Origin of the sequence: Nocardia sp. GCM10030253, assembly GCF_042675075.1 — a bacterium.
Taxonomy (GTDB): Bacteria; Actinomycetota; Actinomycetes; order Mycobacteriales; family Mycobacteriaceae; genus Nocardia.
Window position 1 is genome coordinate 254,331 of the sequence record NZ_JBHTDL010000004.1, and the last position, 19,314, is coordinate 273,644.

The window sequence follows — 19,314 nt, forward strand, 5'->3', positions numbered from 1 at the left end:
CTTGTGCACATCCCCGATTGGAGTCCGTCACTGTGTTCAGCCGCATCGTTTCCATGAAGATCCGACCCGGCTCTCGCTCCGAATTTCTCGCCGCCGTCGGCCGCAGCGCCACGGCATCGGTGCGCGATGAGCCGGGTTGCCTGCGGTTCGATGTCTGCGCCGACCGCGTGGATCCGCACCGGTTCTTCCTGTACCAGGTGTATGTCGACGACGAGGCAGCGGAGGCCCATCGATTCACTGAACATTTCATTGCCTGGCGCAGCGCGGCGGACCGATATGTGGAGCCGGGGACCCAGGTTCACTACAGCACCGACGTCCTCGTCAACGCCAACTGAGTTACCCGGCAGATCGCGCTCGGCTACGTGTTCGCGGGCGGTTAGCAGACACGAAATCCGCTCTGCGCACACACAATCGATCGTGCAGATGCACTTGCATCTGAAAGGCGCACCGCCCTAAACTCAGTCCCGCAACGCTTTATAAACGCTATATAGGGGACAACCAGGGGAGGCCGCGTGGGCGAGCCAAAGGCCAATGTCGCCGTGGGTTTGCTGCCGCCAGACGTCAGGGGCGTTCGAATGGACCAACCACTTCACAGCGGCCGGCTCGGAATTGCCGACGCCGCACTGGCCGACCAGCCAGCGAACGGTAAAACTATGAGCACACCTTCGGTACGATCCGGCCAAAAGACTACCGCACTCACGCGGGAAACTGCCGTCGCGTTCGTCATACACGCCGTCGAATCCACCGGTGCGGCAACCCGCCACGATTTCGACATCGACCGGATCGTCACCACCGCACACGCGTTGGCCGACGACTGGGATCTCGAGGTCCTGCAGCCGGATACCTTCTGGCGCATCGCCTCCACTTTCATCAAACAGTGAGGTAAGGCGCGCTCTATGTCGGGCACCGAATACCGCTGTGCCATCAGACAATACTGAGCGCTCCCCCGCCCTGCGGTGCGCGCTTGTCCAAGGTGCGCTCTCGCCGCGTTGCGCCATGTGCGACAACATCCGAACGTACGTGCACGCGACCGATCATTCCATCCGAATGACTCTGCGCCTCAGCTGACTTCGCACGTATCCGCGGTCGACACACGCAGCTGCGCCAAGTCGTAGGTATGCCCGAAACCTGCCCGAGGCGCCAATTTGCCAGGCCATAACACAGGGCCGTGCGACAGCCATCGGTCGGCTCCCCGCCCAACGCTCGGTCGGCCCGGGGTCGAAGCACCTGCGACCGTCACTCCCCTTTGGCGTACTCTCCGAGAATCTGCACGGACTTCTCCGGACGCTCGGACTGCACACTGAGGCGGTCCATGACCGACAGGTACGTTGCCAGGTCCTGCCGACGGTCCAGGTACAGCGCGCTGGTGAGGTGCTCGAGGTAGACGATGTCGGGCAGTTCGGGCTCGGCGAACCGCAGAATGCTGAATGAGCTACCGGCGGCCGCGTGCTCCCCTGCCGCGTACGGCAGCACCTGAATGGTGACATTGGGCAATCCGGCGAGCTTGATCAGATGCTCCATCTGCTCGCGCTGGACTCGCGCGCCACCGACCGGCCGATGCAGGGCGGCCTCATCGATCACGGCCCACACGATGGGCGGATCCTGCCGGTGCAGGATCTCCTGCCTGCGCTGCCGCACTGCGACCCGCCGATCCATGTCAGCGTCCTCGTAACCTAGCGACACGACGGCCCTGGCGTATTCGGGGGTTTGTAGCAGTCCAGGAATCAGATTCGCCTCGTAGGTACGAATCTTATTGGCCGCCTGCTCCAAACCGAGATAGGTGCCGAACCAGGACGGCAGCAGATCGTTGTAGCGATGCCACCAGCCCGGTTCGTTCGCTTGCCTCGCCAGGTCCAGGAATCGTCCATGCTCCTCGACGTCGCTGACGCCGTAGAGGGTCAACAGGTCACGGATGTCGCGTTCTTTGAAGCCGGTGCGGCCCAACTCGAGCCGACTGATCTTGGCGTGCGAACCACGGATGGCGTCGCCCGCAGCCTCCCGGGTGATATTCGCCTTCTCCCGGAGCTTGCGCAATTGGCCGCCGAGTGCAATCCGAAGCACGGTCGGACCACGTTCCGCGACAACCGATTGCACACGACCGTCGTCATCGGGTTCTGCGATCATGAAGTCATCTCCGATACTCGGGTTTGACCACAGTGTGTCACAAACACCCCTGCTCGAAAACACACCGCACCGACCGCCAATGTTACCGCTCAGCTAGTCAGATCGTCGAACTCGCCGGCCTTTGCGCCGCGGACGAACGCATCGATCTCCGGACGGGTATAGAACAGCACGCCACCTTCCGGGTCCCGTGAGTTCCGAACGGCTACTAGACCATTGGTCGCCTCTGCTACTTCGACGCAGTTCCCGCTCGGGTTACTGAACGAGCTCTTGCGCCAGCTGCCATCGATCTTGTTCGTGGATGTGTCCGACATTTCCCCACTCCTCAGTTACGCCAGTGGATCAACTCGAGTCAGTTCTTGCAGATGCACTCTCAAACGTTCTTGCATATGCACTGACAATGGGGACGATAGCACGAAGTTCACCCTCGCGCGTCTACAATTTCGGACCCGCCGGTCCGCTCTGTGACGCCGTCCGGCTCGACCAGCGAAATACCGTGCTCAGCTCGCCGATCCCGGCTGTCTCCCAGGCGCGAATCTTGTACTGTCACAGTGCACATCGGATGTACCAGTCATTAGCGACACCCGCCGCGCCAGCTCGCCCCGCGTGCCGCACCCGCTTGCTGAGGAGCCCACTCTCATGCCCGACGACCACAGCCCGTTGATCCGGACCGACATTCCACATTCGGCGCGAATCTGGAACTACTGGATGGGCGGTAAGGACTACTACGAAATCGACCGGATCGCCGGTGACGCCGGTGTCGAGGTCGACCCGGACATCACCACCATGGCAGTGCAGTCCAGGCAGTTCCTGATCCGCGCCGTGCGATACCTTGCGGGTGAGCAAGGGATTCGCCAATTCCTGGACATCGGCACCGGCCTACCCACCATGCAGAACACCCACGAGGTCGCCCAGAGCGTCATACCCGAGGCGAAAATCGTTTACGTCGATAACGATCCGCTGGTGCTCACACACGCCAGGGCGCTATTGACCAGCACTTCCGACGAGGGAGTGACCACCTACATCGACTCCGACTTCCACAACCCGGAGCAGATTGTCTCCGACGCGAAGAACGTGCTGAACTTCAACGAGCCGGTCGGCGTCATGTTCATGGGCGTCCTCGGCCACGCGAAGACCTACGACGAACTGCTGCGGATCGTGCGCACGGTCCTGGACGCGGTGCCCTCGGGAAGTTACCTAGTCATGTGGGACGGCACCGACGACAGCCAGGCCTACGTCACGCTGTGCGAGAACTACACCGGCACCGGCGGCGACCCCTATGTTCCACGGCCCCAGGCACAAATCAAGGCCGTCTTCGACGGCTTCGAGATGGTCGAGCCCGGTTTCGTCTCCATCACGCAGTGGCGGGCGGGCGAAACCGAGGTGGGCGAAACTCGGCCCATCTCCGCGTATTGCGCCGTTGCGCGCAAGCCCTAGCCGGTCTCGAAACGGTAGTTCCGCACCGGCGGACATTGGCCCTTCGACCAATGTCCGCCGGTGCTTTTCTGTCTGGCGTTCGTGCAAATGTACTTGCATCTGTAAGCGACAGCGGCCTAAACTCAGAGCCACAATCCGGGAGGTACGCAGGGAGTTCGCGCCGGCGTCGCCACAACCAACCTCCCATAGCCATACGCGAGGGGCGGTCGATGAGTCAGCCATTCCGAACTCCCCACCGGGTCGCGATCGCCGGCGCAACCGGGATGGATATTCTGCGGCCACGTGCGGTTCCCGACTTCGCGCCGCCGGACTGCGGCACCGAACCGCGCGGCCTCACCTACCGGCAGGCCCGCGAAATTCTGCACATCCACGATGTCCACGGGCCGCAATGTAGGCAGTGGCTCGCCGCGGCCGCGTACCTCTCGGCCGGGCTCGACGACGAATAGTCGCCATATCGGTTGGCATGCAATAAAAACAGACCGGCCGGGATATATTTCACCCGCAATCGGCGGTCACACAACGGATCTCAGAGATCGCTACCCACATTCATCACAATTTCGTATAGTGATGCACACGATTCGGGCTCAGTTCTATTACGCCCGACGTGGTACTGGAGCGACGCGTATGACCTTTTCGACGCTGGACCTGTCTATCAACACGCCTGATACGGCGTTGGAAATCGGCGGGCAACCGGCGTCGGTTCCGTTGCAGAACACCGACCGGGTGGCCTCGCGCATGGTTGGCTACTTCGCGACCTGTATGGCTCCTTGTCGCACCCTGCCCGGCGAGCAATTGCGCGGTGATGTCACCAAACTGACCCGCAGCTGTCTCGCGCTGGCCGCCGAAATGTTCGACAAGCGCGCGGTTCCCGACGACGAGCAGCTGAACGAGGTCCGCGAGGCGGCGGCGCAGTGGGCACGCGAAGCCGTGCCGCTCGGCACCATCCTGCGTGCCTATCACGAAGGACTACGCATCGCGTTCGGTCTTGTCACCGCGCGCGCCAAGGCCGACGACATCGACGAGTTGCTGGTCGCCACCGATCTGATGCTCGAACTCCTCGAAGCCATCACCGCCGCGGTGTCGGACGCCTACGTGGACGAACAGCATCTCGTTGCGCGCGAACACCAAACCGCCGCACAGACATTGGCCTCCGCGCTGCTCAGCGGACGCGGTAGCTCCGCACTGGCCCGCCAGGCGGGCATCCCCATCGCCGCGTCGTACCAGGTCGTAGCCCTGTCCATTCCGGAACATCCGGACGAGCGCGACGCGCGGGTCGATACGCAGGTGGCCGCCCGTCGCAAGCTGCGCCGGTTGCAGTCGGAACTGGCCACCGTCTTCGACGCTCGCGCGCTGGCCCTGCTCAGCACCAAGGGCGGCACGCTACTGACCCCGGTCGACGAAGGCTCGGTCATGCTCACCGTCGAGGTACTCGGGCTGCTCACCGAGGCCGCAGGGGTACCGCTGACCGCGACCCTGGTCATCGGTGACACCGATCAGATCCCGGAGGCCGCCGATCAGGCGCACGAGCTACTCAATCTGGTCCGTGTAGGCGGCCGGGCGCCAGGCCTGTACCAGATGGCCGACCTGGCCGTTGAGTACCAGCTCACCCGCGGCGGCCCGGCGACCCGCCGCATCGCCACCATCCTCGAGCCCTTGGACGCACACCCCGAATTGTTCGACACCATGCGCGCCTATCTGGGCAACGATATGAACCGCCAACTCACGGCGAAGCAGCTGTATGTCCACCCGAACACCGTCGACTACCGACTGCGCCGTATCTCCCAGCTCACCACCATCGACCTGGCCACCTCGGCGGGTATCTCCCAGGCGGCGATCGCGCTATTGGCCCGCGATCTCGACCGCAGCGTCGCGCGGCGTCTGTAAGTCCCCGCGGCCTCGTCTCGAGACCTTGTTGCGACCTGATGCGGATTTGTGCTGGTCACACGGTCACGAACGAGAGATCCTTAGAACTGCCGCGACATCTGGATGGGTGGAAATCATGCGAATTGCGGAGATCTTGCGCAGAAAAGGCACCGAAGTGGCCACCGTGCCACCCGATACGACAGTGCGCACCCTGCTCGCCACGCTCGCCGAACACAACATCGGAGCGGTGGTCGTGTCGCCGGATGGCAGCCGGATCGACGGCATTGTCTCCGAACGCGATGTGGTGCGCAGCTTGCACGCCCGCGGCGCGGCCCTGTTGGATACCCCGGTATCGGAGATCATGACCGCCGATGTGCGCACCTGCGCGCCGAACGACCGGGTCGACGGACTGCGCGGCACCATGACCGAGCATCGGATCAGACACCTGCCTGTCGTGCACGACGGCAAGCTGATCGGCATCGTCAGCATCGGCGACGTGGTCAAGAGCGCGATCTCCGAGCTCGCCACCGAGCGCGAGCATCTCGTCGACTACCTGCAGGGCAGATACTGAACGACCGCCGTGCCCGTGGCGCGTGAAAGACGTTGTGTGCGAGAAACCTTCGAACACCTTTCGTAAAGTGCGTATCGTTGGTGGCGTCCAGCGCTTCTCGGAAGGGGGCGGCACGTTGCGTGCATCTGCGTCCGGGTCGCACCTCACCCGGCCTGCGGCCACCCGGTCGCTCGTACCGGCTACGCCGGGTCCGCCGATGTCCACTCCAGCCGCCGTTCGCCGACTCTTTCCCGCCCTCGCCGAATCCACCGAGGTCTACCTGGACAGCGCGGCCACCACGCAGAAACCCGTGCCGGTCATCGACACCATCCACCGGTATCACAGCTCACGCACCGCGAATGCGGGCCGTGGCACCTATCCGTGGGCGACCAGTCTGACCGGGCAGATCAGCAGAATTCGGGCGAGAACCGCCGCGTTCATCGCCGCCGAACACCCCGACGAGGTCGTCTTCACCGGTGGCGCGACCGCCGCGCTCAACGCCGTCGCATTGTCCTGGGGGCTCGGCGCGCTGGAGGACGGCGACGAAATTCTTTACAGCCCACGCGATCATGCCTCGAATGTCCATCCATGGCACCACCTGCGCCGAGTGCTCGCCCGGTTCGGTCGGCACATCGATTTGATCCCCTATCGGGTGACCGAGCTCGGTGAGGCGGACACCGCCGACATTTTGGCCAAACTCACCCCACGCACTCGGTTGATCACCACCAGCCACCTGCATCATGTCTTCGGCGGCCTGACCACCCTGGAGGAGCTGCGCGGCAGGCTCGATCCCTCGGTACTGCTGTGTTTCGACTGCAGCCAGAGCGGCGGGCACCTGCCGGTGGATGTGGCCGAACTCGGCGCCGACTTCGCGGTGTTCGCCGCGCACAAGATGTTCGGCGCGCCCGGAACCGGAATCCTGTACTGCCGCCGCCGAATTCACGATCAGCTGCTGCCGTTCCTGCCGGGCGGCAACTCCGGGGTGCAACTGACCGACGCCGGACTCGTCCCGACCGATATGCCGGATCTCCTGGAGGGCGGCACCCAGAACATCCCGGGCATACTCGCACTCGGCAGTGCGCTGGAAGTCCTCGAGTCGTTCGATATCGGGGCGATCGCCGCGCACAATCGGGAGCTCACGCTGCGCCTCATCGCCAACCTGCGCCAGGTGCCCGGCCTGGAATTCCTGCCGGGGCCCGCGCACGCGCCGTGTGCGATCGGCTACGGGATCCTGTCGTTCACCCTCGCCGGAATCTCCTCGACCGACCTCGGATTCGTGCTCAGCGAGCTCGGTTTCCTTGTCCGCACCGGCGCCCACTGCACACCGGCGGCCGCCGCCGACGACGCAGCCGACTCGGTCCGGGTCAGCACACACATCTACAACACGGTCGAGGAGATAGACCGCTTCACGGAATGTGTCATGACCATCGCCATGGAGGTCCGATGAGTATCGACGGCATCCCGCGCTACGACCGGCGGGCCGCTTCCCGGGTGCTGGCCGGACTCGCCCAGCCGGGGTTGTTCGCAACGCCCATACCCGTTCCGGCGAGAACCAGGATCGAATACACCTGTGCCACATTGCGTCCCGAACCGAACAGCCATCTCACCTTCTCGCAGCGGCTGTATCTGGAGCGGTTCATGCGCCCCTGTCGTCCCTACCAGGTCACCAGCGCCACCCACCGGATCGCCTGGACCGACAGTGACGGGATACCCAACACCGGGCACTTCCGGTCCGACGGACTCGGGCCGCTGATACCGATCGCCATGCGGGAAACCGTACTGACGCTGTGGCACGCCTTGGCCGCGAATTCCGCTCTCGCCGAACGCATCAGGGCACTCGGCCCGCGCGAGCACGCGGTGCTGGAGGCTACCACCACCGACCACGAGCCGATGGACATCCTCCGTGTCGGCGTCGAAGCGATCGGGCGGACGCTGGCCCAGCACGCGTTGCTGGCCCGGCAGACGCCGTATCGCAGCGCGGCCGAATTGGCCGAGGGGATGCGCGATTCCGGCCTCTTCGCGGCGGTCGCCACCCGCTGGTACTGGGAGCTGCAAGCCTCGACCTATCGGCGCGGAATGATCCCGGTAACCCTGGCCACGCAGCCCGACGGGACCGTGCGCTACACCGCGGACAGCGTGGCGACGCTGCGCGCGATGAAAGACGCGACCATCGAGGACGCGCACAATGTCATGCGGCGCGCCACCAGGGTAGAAGGCTTGAGCGTCGAGGACGCGATCGCCAAGTACCACGACGATCTCGACCTCATATCCCGCCAATACGCGCTGCTGCCGTCCAATACTCGACCCGCCTGCCTGGCCGCGATGCCGCACCACCTCGGTGGCGGGCACTACAGCCTGCTGCCGCTGGTGGTGGACCAGTTCGTCACGGTCTTCGGCCAGCTGGCCGGGCGCTGCGAGATCACCGAGGTGAGCTCGGAGCTCGACGAGCTGACTGCCGATGGCGAGGCCACCGCCGAGGACCAGGTGTTCTATGTGCCGGACATGAACTGCAAGCACTGTGTCCGTACGATCACCGGGGTGCTGGAGTCGATGGGGATCAAGGTCGTCGACATCGATCTGATCAGCAAACGGGTCGTCGCCGAATTCCGCAGCCCGCGCAATCGGCTCCGTGCGTTCGAGGCCATTCGCGACGGCGGCTACAACCCGGCCGCGGACAGGCCGGCGGCCTCGACCACCGAACACTCGGAAACTGCGGTATGACGGCGCCACTACCGGCGCTACCAGCAAAGATCCATCCGCTGGTGCGCGCCTTCCTCGACACCCGCGACGCACTCGAAGAGACCATGGTTCGCTTCGGGTCGCCGATACACCTGGTGTTCCCGCAGGTATACGCCGAGAACCTGAAGCGATTCCGCGCTGTTCTAGACCTACACCTTCCGCGATATCGAATCTGCTACGCGCACAAGGTGAACCAGTCGCGCGCGTTTGTCCGCACCGCCGAGTACGCCGGCATCGCCATCGACGTCGCCTCGCCACAAGAGCTGGGCAGCGCCATCGGTGCGGGGTTCGGTTCGATGCGCATCGAGGTGACCGGGCCGAAAGGTGAAGCTTTCCTGCGGGATCTGATCGACTGCGGCGTCACCATCAATGTGGACAATCTGTGGGAGCTGCGCCGGATCGCTGAACTGGCCGGTGATCGCGCGAAAGTACCTGTACTACTGCGTGTTTCCGGGTTCGACGATGGGTCGGTAAGCCGGTTCGGCGTGCCACTGGCGCATATCGACCGCGCCTTCGATCTGCTGTCGGCGAATCGTAGCCGAATCTCCTTCCTCGGCTTCGCCTTTCATATCGACTCGGGCGAGCCTGCCGAGCGTATTCGGGCCATCGACGCCTGCCTGGCATTGGTCGAGCAGGCCTACGGCCACGGTCTGATGCCGTCGGTACTGAATATCGGCGGCGGATTCCGGCAGGTCTTCACCTCCGACGCGGATCGCTTCGACGGATACGTACTCGCATTGCGCGAGGCACTGCTCAGCCGCGGCGAGCAGATGAGCTGGGGGAACAATACCTTCGGCTATCACGTCGACGGCGGTGCCGTGCACGGGATTCCGGTGTTCCACAAGTACGCCAACACCGTTCCCGCGACCAAGATGCTCGCCGACCTGCTCGCCGCGCCACTGGAGCGCCACGGTGGGCGCACGGTGGCGCAGGTCGCCGGGGACAATATGCTCGAGTTGTGGCTGGAGCCCGGCAAAGCTCTGGTCGACCACGCCGGAGTGACCGTCGCGAGAGTCGAATTCGTGAAGGAGCTCGCCGACGGCACCGTGCTGGTGAATCTCGATATCAGCCGTGATTCGGTGACGCCCGCGGATCAGGAGGTCATGATCGACCCGATCGTGCTGTCGAGCAGTGCGCACGACTCGGACGCGCCGGTCGGCGACGGTGCGGTGACGCCGCTGCGCAGCGCCGCCGACACCGCGCCCACCCCGCATCCCATGCACGAAACAGGCCCGGTGGCCGTGTATTTCGCCGGTCGGCTGTGCTTGGAACGAGATCTGATCACCAATCACAAGGTGTGGCTTGCACAACGGCCCCGGCCCGGCGATCTGGTGGTCTTCCCCAATACCGGCGCCTATCACATGGATCTGTCGGCAGCGACGGCGTCGATGCATCCGGTGCCGATGAAACTCGCCGTCGCACACCGGGCAGGCAGTTTCCAGGTGTATCGCGACGGCGACTACGAACCGCACGTTTCGGTGGGCCTACCGCCGGCACGCCGGACTCCCCCACGCGGCCCGCACCGACCGCCGGTGCCGCGCCGACCTTCCCACGTTGACAACGAGGGAGCGCCGTAATGCGCTACGACCACATCACCGAACTCATCGGGAACACTCCGCTGCTGCGCCTCGATCCCGCCGTGCACGGACTGGAGAACGTCGAGCTGTACGCGAAACTCGAGTCGCACAATCCGTTCGGCTCGGTCAAGGACCGGGTGGCGTGGGGCATGATCCGCGACGATCTCGACGAGATCCGGGCGAACGGGCAGACGCTGATCGAGGCGTCCAGCGGCAATACCGCCAAGGCACTGCGGATTCTGGGCGCGGTGTACGGCGTCGGGCTGCGCGCGGTGACCAACCGGATCAAGGTCGCCGAGGTACGGGATCTGTTGCAGCTGTTCGGCACCGACATCGTGGAGCTGCCCGGACTGTCCGAATGCCCGGACCCGACCACGCCGAACGACGTGTACTCGGTCATCGAGGCGACGATCGCCAAGGATCCTGACACCTACTTTCACGCCTCGCAGTACACCAACGAGAAGAACATCGAGGCCCACCACCACGGCACCGGCCGCGAAATCCACGAGGACCTTGCCGCCGACGGCATCACCCGCGTCGACTATCTGATCGGCGGCCTCGGCACCACCGGATCCACCCGCGGTACCGCCACCTACCTGCGCAAACATAATCCCGAATTACGGACCATCGCCGTGGTCTCCGATCGCACCGACTTCATCCCCGGCATCCGCTCGGAAAGCGAAATGTGGGACGTCGGCCTGTTCCAACCCGACTTCTACGACCGCATCGTCACCGTCGACGCGCCGAGCGCCGTCGACGCGACCTTGTCCCTGGCCACCGGTTATGGCATTCTGGCCGGCCCGACCAGCGGCGCCAGTTATGCCGCGGCACTCGAAACCTTGCGCACCACAGCGGCTTCCACCAACGACGGCCCGCTCGTCGCGGTCTTCATCGTCTGCGATCGCTTGGAACCGTATCTGTCCTACATCAAGAAGCGCAGGCCGGATCTCTTCGACCGCACCGACCGTCGCACGCCGCCCACCGCGACCGAGCTGGCTGCGACACCGACACTATCCCCCGACGAACTCGCCGACCTCGACCGCACCGACCGCCCCACCATCGTCGACACCCGTGGCGCCATGGCCTACCGCATCGGCCACGTTCCCGGCGCCATCAACATTCGCGACGACCAACTCGACGACATGTTCACCCACGGCATCCCCTTCCCCCGCTCCCGCCCCGTCGTGTTCGTGTGTCCCGTCGGTGAGCTCTCGCTGCGTTTCGCCACCTCCGCACGCACGGCCGGCTTCGATGCCTACAGCCTCGCCGGTGGCATCGTCGCCTGGCGCGACACCGGCCTCCCCCTCGAGCGGGGCACATGAGTCGGCCCATTACTCGTGTGTCCCCGACCGACCACGTCTCCACCAACGCCACCGTCGGGACCGGTACGAACCTGGGCGTGGCCTGCGTCGTCCTGCCCTGAGCAACGGCCGACCCTGCCGACCTGCGGCACATTCCAGACACCCTGACAGCCGCGAAAGACGCCTTGCGGTCGACGCCTATTAATGTAGGGCGGTGCAGACAGGGCAGGAATCAGACGACGACGCCGGTCCCCGGATCTGGGGCGGTACGACGCTCACCGAGCGCAGGGAGGCGCGGCGGGCCGCGTTGCTCGAGGCCGCGCTCGACCTGATCGGTGAATCCGGCGCCGCCGGAGTCACCATGCGCGCGGTGTGTCGGCGGGCCAATCTCACCGATCGGTATTTCTACGAGAGCTTCGCCAGCCGCGACGAACTGCTCGACCTGCTCTATCGCCAAGTCGCCGACGAATTCCTCGAGCCGATGACCGCGTTCGCCGCCACGGACAATCCGTCCCGGGACCACGCACTGTCGGAAGTGCTCGTCGACAAGGTGCTCGCGGATCCGCGCAAGTCGCGACTGTTTCTGGTCGAGCCGTATTCGAGCACCGGCCTCGGTCAGACCACCATCGCCGTCATGCCGGTCTTCACCCGCTTGATGCAGGACCACCTGTTCGCCCACATCGAGAACCCGGTACGGCGCCGCTTGGCTGCCGTCACGATGGCCAGCGGCAATGCGGGCATGTTCTCCGCGTGGCTCAACGGTTCGCTACGTGCCACCCGCGAAGAGATCATCGACCACTGCGCCGAAACCATCGCCGCCTACCGCTCCCTGTATCGGTCTTGAGCCGCGAAAGCCCACCACACACAGCAATAGACCCGCCCCACCCGGATGCTGGGCCAGCCACAGTTGGCGATGAATCCTGGAAGCGCCTGGACGGACGAATGTCCGGACGTCGCACATTCGGATTGCCAATACTTCCGGTTGGGTGTTTACTGGCCAACGCAAGGTGCCGATCGTTCGCTGAGGCTCCTTCACGGATACAGGCCAGCGACCCCGAACGTCGAGAGACGCCCCGGGTCAGGACAGGTCTCCCCGCTCGAGGGGTGATCCCGATTGGCTCCCGACGACTGCCGGGTTTACGCCGTGAAGTGTCAAAGGTCTTACGAGGAGGGCTCCCACCGGTGGTTTTGCCGGGATCCTCATACATGCCCTGCCACGATTGCGATGCCGCGCTCGGCTTTGCCGTGCGCACAACAGCCGAAGGAGGTGAGCCGGATGCCCGGCGGAGATAGTCCCGAAACTCTGTTAGCCAATTATTCACCCGGCGACACCTCAACAGCCGATTCGCGAGCGGGACAACCCTCGTAGCCTGCTGTTCGATGGCGCGCCGACCAGTCAGGGAGTGCGTGATGTCAACGGTAGAAATGGTCATTCGGCTGCTCGCCGGCGTCGGCCTCGGCACGGTGATCGGCTTCGAGCGGCAGTATCGGGCCAGGGGCGCGGGCCTGCGCACCAACGCCCTCGTCTCGGCGGGCGCCACCCTGTTCGTTCTGCTGTCGGCCAACGGGTTCGAGGGCGCCACCGCCGATCCGACCCGGGTCGCGGCCCAGATCGTGTCCGGAATCGGCTTTCTCGGCGCTGGCGTCATCATCCGTGACGGGCTGAACGTGCGCGGCCTGAATACCGCTGCGACCCTCTGGTGTTCGGCGGCCGTCGGTGCGCTGTCCGGAGCGGGAATGCTCACCACCGCGCTGGCGGGCACCGTGGCGGTCGTCGTGGTCAATATTGCCTTGCGGGCTGCCGGGCGGGCGGTGGATCGGCAGCCCGACGCCTCCGATGAGCAGCCCGCGTCGTATGTCTTTGTCGCGGTGACCGATGACGAGCAGGAGGCGCATCTTCGAGCGCTGCTGGTGCAGGCGTTGACTCGCACCGATTTCCGACTGGTTTCGGTGGCCAGTGCGAATACCGATGTTCCCGGTCGGGTGGAGGTACGGGCTGAGCTGACCGGTGACCAACGCGATGACCGGCAGATGGAATCGGCGGTGAGCAGGCTGAGCTTGGAGCCGTCGGTGACCAGCGTCGGCTGGCACATTTCGGTCCCCGAGACGGCACGCGGTGCGCACGCATGACCTTGTTGCGCTGCTACTCGCCGTGCTGGGCGCGCCAGTAGTCCAGGTTGCTTCGGGTGAGTTGGGTGTGGGCGTTGTCGGGGCCGAGGATTCGTTCCTGATCGGCGAGTAGTTGTTCGTATTCGGCGATGGCGCCGGTGATGTCGCCCGCTTCGCCGTGGCAGGCGGCGAGGCAGTTGCGGGTGTAGAGGGTATCGGGGTGGTCGGGGCCGAAGATACGGATCTGGTCGGTGAGTAAGGATTCGTATTCGGTTACTGCCCTGGCTGTTTCGCCGCCTTCCCGCAACCAGCGGGCAATGCTGTTGCGGGTGCGCACGGTTTGGGCGTGGTCGCGGCCGAGCATATGCATCTGATCGGCGAGCAACAGTTCGAATTCGGTGAGGGCGCGGTCGATTTCGCCCGCCATCGCTCGGCTTCTGGCGAGATCGTGACGAGCGCGCAGGGTTTCGGGGTCGGCGGTGCCGAGAATTCTCGACTGGTCGATGATGATCTGCTCGAATTCGAGGATGGCACGGCGCAGGCTGCCTCGTTCGCTGCGCCAATAGGCCAGGCTGTTGCGCGCCCGCAGGGTCCACGAGTGGTCGGCGCCGCACACGCGGATGTGATCGATCACGAGCCGTTCGAGTTCGGCGACAGCGCGCTCCAGACGGCCGGTATGTCCGCGCCAATCCGCGGTGTCGAGGCGGGTGGTTAGGGTGTCGATATGCTGGTCACCCAGCACTTGCGCCTGGTCACGGGCCAGTTTCTCGAGTTCCTCGATGGCGGTATTGATGTCACCGCTGCGACCGCGGCTGTTGGCAAGGCGGTGTCGCACACGGAGGGTGTCGCGATGCTCCGCGCCCGTGACGGCGGTGAAGCTCGGTAGCCACGCCGACCACAGGTCACGATTGTCCGCCGCGCGCGGCGTCTGGAGCTGCTCGAGAAAGTCGAAGGCAGCCGAAGAATGGCCGAAGGCCAGGTAGTGCCGGACGGCCGCACCACGGGCATAGGTGGTGGCACTCTTGCTGCCGTTGTCTTCGATCGCCGCGATGATCGCCCGGTGGCCGTCTTCGAGTTCCACTCCAAGCCTGAGGCATTCGGCACGCAGCCCGGCCAGCAGCGCGGCATGGGTCACACCGACCGCCTCACGAACGGTGCCGGGACGACTGCGGGTGACCAACGAGCCCAAACCGACCGTGAGGTCACGCAGGCGAGCGATCTTCGTCTCGTACCCCATCCACTGCATCGCCGCGTCGAGTAGTTCGATCGGCAGCGCTGGACCGACGCCGGCCGCCGCGAGGATACCGAGCAGCGCGCCGATGGTCCTTGCGGTTGCCGGGCCTGCGACCTGCAGGGCGGCACCGACACGTAATGCCACCACACCGTCGAGGTCGATGTCCTCCGCCATCGCCCGATCGGCGACAGTCCCGGGGATTTCGGTCAACAGCCGCGCCATCAGCCAGCCTGCCGTCACCGAGTCGGAATCACCACGGGCTGAGGGTGTTTCGGCCAACAACACATCCGTCCATGCCGTCCACTCGCGCTCGTCGAGCATCATACGACTGTCACGCGCCGACTCCACCGTCGCGGCGATGTCCTCGGCAACCGGCTCGGACACCATGATGCGATGCATGTGGGAGAGCGCGGGATCATCCTCGATTCCCATGCCCTGGCGAATGCCGAGGATGACCCGCACATGACGGAGCTCGTCACTGCGCGTCATGTCGGCGAGAACATCGATCAGCAACTGTCGGGTGCCGACTTCCGGATGGTTCAGCCCGTCCACGATGACGGTGACTCGCCGACCGTCTTTTCCCAACCGCGCCAGCGGATGTCGCACCTCGATATCGAATACGTCGTGCGCGGTGCCGTTGTGCTCGTCGAGTTCGCGCGCGATCTTCGCGGCCGCGGCGAACCCGGGCAACCTGGCACTCAACTGAGCCGATAGCTCGGCCGCTACCGCGTCGACGGAACTGTTCACCGTCAAAAAGATGGCGGCGGTGATGTATTCGGGTGAGATCGGCAAGGTGTCGACGAGGCTGGGCCGGATGAGCATGGCCAGCAGCGTCGACTTGCCGACGCCGGGTGGGCCGATGACGCCGCGCAAACGGTTGCTGCCGGATTCGATGATGTCGTCGAGTGTCTCCCGAACCGCGGCGGTGAGCAACAACCTGCTCGTCAGCTGGTCGACGAAACCCGCTGCCGGGCGGTCGGTGACGGCATCCCGGCGACGCGCGATATTCGGCACCAGCCAAAGGCCGGCGTCGCCGCCTTCGCTCGAGGTGACGGTGCCCGAGGTGAACGACAGATGCTCCGGCTGCTGCCGGGTGCACACTGCCGCGATGGGATCGACCAGATCCGAAGGCAGCAGGTTCTCGCCACGCAATGGCAGCCCGGAGGCAAAGGTGGACAGCAGTGTTCGGGTGAAGCATCCCGCATATGCCGGGCCGTCGCCCGCCGCGACCAACAGCTCCATCCGACCTGCCGCCCTGGCGAGCAATTCGGGCCATCGGCGGGCCGCCCCGAAGACACCCTGCTCGGTTTCGCATGCGTCCACCAGGACCACCAGCCCATCGAGCGCCGACCTGTTGAGCCGCTCTCGAATTTCCTGGGTCAGATGAAATGCCGTGTGGGAGTCGGGCATCGACGGCGAGTCCTGGCCGAGCAGGAAGAAGTCCTCCGCACTGGTCGCCGTCCCGTGCCCGATAAACCCGATCAACAGCGTGGCCTGCTGCTTCGCAGCCGCCGCGAATGCCTCACCCACCGCCGAACTCAGTTGTGCCGCAGTTGGATTGAGCAGCGGACCACCCGTGGCCGTGGCCGCCTGCCAACCACCCGTGGCCTTCAAACTGTCATACAGCCCGGTAGCGAGTTCACCGGTGAAACCAAGTTCCCCCAGCGCCCCGCATTCGGACCCGACGACCAGCGCGAGCCTTCCTCCCATTCAGGCAACCTACCTTCCCTCCGAATGCCGGAACCACGCAATGCCCAACTTCCACAAGACAATTCGGGCCGACCGAACGCTCAGCCGCGCCATTGCCCACGCCAGTACGCGAGATTGTCGCGGCTGCGCAGCAGATCCGGATGACCTGCTCCCAGCACGCGAAGTTGCACGACGAGCAGCCACTCGTACTCGGCGATCGCGCCCGCCAGATCTCCGCTCGCGCCACGGGCGAATGCCAGATGACCTCTGGCCGCCAAGGCATCCGGGTGGTCTTCGCCGGAAACCGCCGTAATCGAAGGCAGCCACGCGGTCCACAGATCGCGGTTGTCCGCGGCTCTCGATGTCTCGAGATGCACGAGGTATTCCACCGCCGCCGCGGTGTCTCCACACGCGAGATAGTGGCGCGGCGCCGATCCCCGCGCGTATCGCGCGGCCCGATCTGCGCCGGTGCGCTCGATCGCCGCGAGTATCGCTCGATGCGCGTCGACAACGGTGACACCGAGACGGTCGCATTCGATCTGGAGCGCCGCGACCAGTCGGCCATGCGTCACCCCGAGTGATTCGTGCGACGTGCCGGGGTCGCTGCGGCTGACCAAGACGCCGAGGCCGACTGTGAGATCGCGGATCCGGGCCGACTCGAGGGCGACGCCCATTGCTGCCATCGCGGCCTCCAGTAGCTCGAGCGGCAGCACCGGACCCACGCCCGCTGCGACCAGAACAGCGAGCAACGAACCAACCGCACCGGCTATTTCCGGATCCCCCGATCGGATCGCGGCGCGAACCCGCTGCTCGACCGCCACGTCGAACTCCGTGACACCGTCGGTCGCGGCAGGTCCCAGCTCGATCAGCAAGCGCGCGAACAGCCATCCGCCAACCGCGGACGAACTGTCCTGCACGACATTCCGACTGAGCCGCACATCTGCCTCGTCGGTAGTGTCCTCGTCCGACAGGTCCCTCATCGGCGCTTTGTCGTCCGCCTGCACATCGCCGTCGGAAATCCACGGCGGCAGCGGCGGGATATCTCGGTGCTCGCGCTGCTCAGGCCCGGGCTCGCGCCCCCAGCGCCTGCCACGTCTATTTCGGTCGGCCCGGGGTGGCCGACCCGAGCCCGTTCGGTGGTCCTGCGGATCCGCGGCGGGCGGGACCGTGGGCGGGACCGAACCAAACGAGCCAGGCGGCGTACGCCAGCCCTGGGGTTGAAACGCGATACTGGGCGCCGTGGGCTGCCGAACTACATCGCGCCCCCGCTCCGGTCTCACGAGCGCGGGAGCATGGGCTCTGGAAACGACGCCTTCGCGGGTAGCTCCCACGATGGTGGCGACGTCTACAGCTGCGGGCTCCGCCAGCTCGATGCGGTGCATGTGGGTGAGGTCGAGGGCGGACTCGACGCCGCTCCCCTCGCGGATCGATGCGATGACGCGCACATGGGGCAGGCGCTCGTACCGGGTCAGATCGGCGACCGCGGCGATCAGTAGTCGTCGACTGCCTTCCTCCGGCTGGTCCAATCCGTCCACCACAATGGTGATACGGGTGCCGATTCTGCTGACGGCGATCAACGGCTGCCACACCTCGATATCGAAGATGTCCAGGTGTGATCCGTTGGAGCCGAACAGCTCTCGGGCCGCGCGCACCGCCTCGGCGTAGCCGGGAACACGGGCGGTCAGCTGCGCGGACAGCTCCATCGCTACGGTCTCGATCGAGCTGTGGACAGTGAGAAATATTGCCGCACTGACATATTCGGGTCCAATGGGTAGACCGCGAACTAGGCTCGGGCGAATCAGCATGGCCATGAGGGTGGACTTCCCGCAGCCCGCGGGTCCGACAACTCCGCGTAGTCGGTAGCTACCCGACTCGACGATCTCGATGAGTCGCTCGCGGATCGTGTCCGTCAGGACCAAGCTGCGGGTGAGGTGGTCGACGAAGCCGGATGCCGGACGACCGCTGACCGCGTCGCCGCGTCGCGCGGTATTCGGCACCAGCCAGAGACCAGGATCCCCGCCGGGCACCGCCGAGACCGTGCCCGCTGTGAACGAGAGGTGTTGCGGGCGTTGCCGAGTGCAGGCGTCGGCAACGGGACCAACCAGGTCGGACGGCAACAGATTCTCGCCACGCAGCGGGAGCCCGTCGGCAAAGGTGGCGAGAATGGTGCGGGTGAAACAGCCCGCATAGGCAGGCCCGGAGCCTGCGGCGACCAGCAACTCCATTCGTCCGGCGGAGTCGGCGAGTACGTCGGTCCATCGCCGAGCGGCGCCGCGCACACCCTGTTCGGTTTCACAGGCGTCCACCAGCACGACCAGTCCGTCCACGGCGGATTCATTGAGCCGCTCCCGAATACCCTGGGCGAGGTGAAACGCCGTGTGCGAACGAGGCATCGCCGGAGAATCGTGCGCGAGCAGAAAGAAGTCTCCGTCACCGGTCGCGATGCCGTGCCCGACGAAGGCGATCAGCAGCGTCGCCCGCGCCGCGGAAGCGACCTGGAATGCATCGTCTATCGCTGAAACCAACTGCGCGGCTGTGGGATTGAGCACGGCACGGTCTTCAACCATGGCCGATTCCCAGCCACCGACCTCGCGCAGCGCGGCGTACAGCCCGCCCGCAAGGTCACCGGTGAACCCCAGCTCCCCGAGCGCCACGCACTCGGATCCGACGACAAGCGCGAGCCTTCCTCCCATG

16 protein-coding genes and 1 riboswitch are annotated in these 19,314 nt (G+C 65.2%); of the genes, 12 read left to right on the top strand and 4 right to left on the bottom strand.

Translation table 11 applies throughout. The annotated features are described in order from the left end of the window. Positions 1–53: 53 nt before the first annotated feature. Both ACFQZZ_RS05200 and ACFQZZ_RS05205 read left to right on the top strand, forming a co-directional pair. On the top strand, positions 54–335 hold the full coding sequence (locus ACFQZZ_RS05200; protein ID WP_378674710.1) for a putative quinol monooxygenase: 282 nt from the start codon (positions 54–56) through the stop codon (positions 333–335). A 318-nt stretch (positions 336–653) separates the two neighbouring features. Further along, entirely contained in the window at positions 654–881 is a 228-nt protein-coding gene (locus ACFQZZ_RS05205) for a hypothetical protein (protein ID WP_378674713.1), read from the top strand. Positions 882–1,236: 355 nt separating this feature from the next. Here the strand turns inward: ACFQZZ_RS05205 and ACFQZZ_RS05210 are convergent, their stop codons facing one another. Both ACFQZZ_RS05210 and ACFQZZ_RS05215 read right to left on the bottom strand, forming a co-directional pair. Continuing rightward, positions 1,237–2,124, bottom strand: a complete 888-nt coding sequence (locus tag ACFQZZ_RS05210; protein ID WP_378674716.1) for a helix-turn-helix domain-containing protein — start codon at positions 2,122–2,124, stop codon at positions 1,237–1,239. Between the two features lie 89 nt (positions 2,125–2,213). Further along, positions 2,214–2,435, bottom strand: a complete 222-nt coding sequence (locus ACFQZZ_RS05215) for a DUF397 domain-containing protein (protein ID WP_378674718.1) — start codon at positions 2,433–2,435, stop codon at positions 2,214–2,216. Between the two features lie 325 nt (positions 2,436–2,760). Here ACFQZZ_RS05215 and ACFQZZ_RS05220 point away from each other — a divergent pair, with 325 nt between their 5' ends. The 10 genes from ACFQZZ_RS05220 (at position 2,761) to ACFQZZ_RS05265 (ending at position 13,718) form a co-directional block, all read left to right on the top strand. Continuing rightward, positions 2,761–3,558, top strand: coding sequence for an SAM-dependent methyltransferase (locus tag ACFQZZ_RS05220; RefSeq protein ID WP_378674721.1), 798 nt, complete (start codon positions 2,761–2,763; stop codon positions 3,556–3,558). A 209-nt stretch (positions 3,559–3,767) separates the two neighbouring features. Continuing rightward, entirely contained in the window at positions 3,768–4,004 is a 237-nt protein-coding gene (locus tag ACFQZZ_RS05225) for a hypothetical protein (protein WP_378674724.1), read from the top strand. Between the two features lie 178 nt (positions 4,005–4,182). Continuing rightward, the gene (locus ACFQZZ_RS05230; protein WP_378674727.1) at positions 4,183–5,442 is read left to right on the top strand and encodes a PucR family transcriptional regulator; all 1,260 of its coding nucleotides are present in this window, start codon (positions 4,183–4,185) and stop codon (positions 5,440–5,442) included. 115 nt (positions 5,443–5,557) lie between these two features. Next, positions 5,558–5,992 carry a CBS domain-containing protein gene (locus ACFQZZ_RS05235; protein ID WP_378674730.1) on the top strand — a complete coding sequence of 145 codons (435 nt, stop codon included), beginning with the start codon at positions 5,558–5,560 and terminating at the stop codon, positions 5,990–5,992. Positions 5,993–6,188: 196 nt separating this feature from the next. Continuing rightward, the gene (locus tag ACFQZZ_RS05240) at positions 6,189–7,418 is read left to right on the top strand and encodes an aminotransferase class V-fold PLP-dependent enzyme (RefSeq protein ID WP_378674733.1); all 1,230 of its coding nucleotides are present in this window, start codon (positions 6,189–6,191) and stop codon (positions 7,416–7,418) included. Beyond that, complete coding sequence (locus ACFQZZ_RS05245; protein WP_378674736.1) at positions 7,415–8,692, top strand: heavy-metal-associated domain-containing protein; 1,278 nt, start codon at positions 7,415–7,417, stop codon at positions 8,690–8,692. Before ACFQZZ_RS05240 ends, ACFQZZ_RS05245 begins: the two co-directional genes overlap by 4 nt. Further along, on the top strand, positions 8,689–10,287 hold the full coding sequence (locus ACFQZZ_RS05250; RefSeq protein ID WP_378674739.1) for a decarboxylase: 1,599 nt from the start codon (positions 8,689–8,691) through the stop codon (positions 10,285–10,287). The genes ACFQZZ_RS05245 and ACFQZZ_RS05250 overlap by 4 nt, the downstream gene beginning before the upstream one ends. Continuing rightward, the gene (locus tag ACFQZZ_RS05255; RefSeq protein WP_378674741.1) at positions 10,287–11,609 is read left to right on the top strand and encodes a pyridoxal-phosphate dependent enzyme; all 1,323 of its coding nucleotides are present in this window, start codon (positions 10,287–10,289) and stop codon (positions 11,607–11,609) included. Before ACFQZZ_RS05250 ends, ACFQZZ_RS05255 begins: the two co-directional genes overlap by 1 nt. Before the next feature lie 193 nt (positions 11,610–11,802). Further along, the gene (locus ACFQZZ_RS05260; protein WP_378674744.1) at positions 11,803–12,432 is read left to right on the top strand and encodes a TetR/AcrR family transcriptional regulator; all 630 of its coding nucleotides are present in this window, start codon (positions 11,803–11,805) and stop codon (positions 12,430–12,432) included. Between the two features lie 162 nt (positions 12,433–12,594). Next, a riboswitch (M-box (ykoK) riboswitch) is annotated at positions 12,595–12,765 on the top strand. 233 nt (positions 12,766–12,998) lie between these two features. Continuing rightward, on the top strand, positions 12,999–13,718 hold the full coding sequence (locus ACFQZZ_RS05265) for an MgtC/SapB family protein (protein ID WP_378674746.1): 720 nt from the start codon (positions 12,999–13,001) through the stop codon (positions 13,716–13,718). A 13-nt stretch (positions 13,719–13,731) separates the two neighbouring features. Here the strand turns inward: ACFQZZ_RS05265 and ACFQZZ_RS05270 are convergent, their stop codons facing one another. Continuing rightward, positions 13,732–16,641 carry a tetratricopeptide repeat protein gene (locus tag ACFQZZ_RS05270; protein WP_378674749.1) on the bottom strand — a complete coding sequence of 970 codons (2,910 nt, stop codon included), beginning with the start codon at positions 16,639–16,641 and terminating at the stop codon, positions 13,732–13,734. A gap of 80 nt (positions 16,642–16,721) precedes the next feature. Continuing rightward, positions 16,722–19,313 (bottom strand): hypothetical protein, encoded by a 2,592-nt coding sequence (locus ACFQZZ_RS05275; RefSeq protein WP_378674751.1) that lies wholly within the window; start codon positions 19,311–19,313, stop codon positions 16,722–16,724. Between the last annotated feature and the right edge of the window lies 1 nt (position 19,314).

What these genes read in the sequence shown, in the direction of transcription:
- ACFQZZ_RS05210 (WP_378674716.1), bottom strand. Translation starts at nt 2,124, where the DNA reads ATGATCGCAGAACCCGATGACGACGGTCGTGTGCAATCGGTTGTCGCG.
- ACFQZZ_RS05250 (WP_378674739.1), top strand. Translation starts at nt 8,689, where the DNA reads ATGACGGCGCCACTACCGGCGCTACCAGCAAAGATCCATCCGCTGGTG.
- ACFQZZ_RS05240 (WP_378674733.1), top strand. Translation starts at nt 6,189, where the DNA reads ATGTCCACTCCAGCCGCCGTTCGCCGACTCTTTCCCGCCCTCGCCGAA.
- ACFQZZ_RS05265 (WP_378674746.1), top strand. Translation starts at nt 12,999, where the DNA reads ATGTCAACGGTAGAAATGGTCATTCGGCTGCTCGCCGGCGTCGGCCTC.
- ACFQZZ_RS05220 (WP_378674721.1), top strand. Translation starts at nt 2,761, where the DNA reads ATGCCCGACGACCACAGCCCGTTGATCCGGACCGACATTCCACATTCG.
- ACFQZZ_RS05225 (WP_378674724.1), top strand. Translation starts at nt 3,768, where the DNA reads ATGAGTCAGCCATTCCGAACTCCCCACCGGGTCGCGATCGCCGGCGCA.
- ACFQZZ_RS05235 (WP_378674730.1), top strand. Translation starts at nt 5,558, where the DNA reads ATGCGAATTGCGGAGATCTTGCGCAGAAAAGGCACCGAAGTGGCCACC.
- ACFQZZ_RS05205 (WP_378674713.1), top strand. Translation starts at nt 654, where the DNA reads ATGAGCACACCTTCGGTACGATCCGGCCAAAAGACTACCGCACTCACG.
- ACFQZZ_RS05270 (WP_378674749.1), bottom strand. Translation starts at nt 16,641, where the DNA reads ATGGGAGGAAGGCTCGCGCTGGTCGTCGGGTCCGAATGCGGGGCGCTG.
- ACFQZZ_RS05245 (WP_378674736.1), top strand. Translation starts at nt 7,415, where the DNA reads ATGAGTATCGACGGCATCCCGCGCTACGACCGGCGGGCCGCTTCCCGG.
- ACFQZZ_RS05255 (WP_378674741.1), top strand. Translation starts at nt 10,287, where the DNA reads ATGCGCTACGACCACATCACCGAACTCATCGGGAACACTCCGCTGCTG.
- ACFQZZ_RS05275 (WP_378674751.1), bottom strand. Translation starts at nt 19,313, where the DNA reads ATGGGAGGAAGGCTCGCGCTTGTCGTCGGATCCGAGTGCGTGGCGCTC.
- ACFQZZ_RS05215 (WP_378674718.1), bottom strand. Translation starts at nt 2,435, where the DNA reads ATGTCGGACACATCCACGAACAAGATCGATGGCAGCTGGCGCAAGAGC.
- ACFQZZ_RS05200 (WP_378674710.1), top strand. Translation starts at nt 54, where the DNA reads ATGAAGATCCGACCCGGCTCTCGCTCCGAATTTCTCGCCGCCGTCGGC.
- ACFQZZ_RS05230 (WP_378674727.1), top strand. Translation starts at nt 4,183, where the DNA reads ATGACCTTTTCGACGCTGGACCTGTCTATCAACACGCCTGATACGGCG.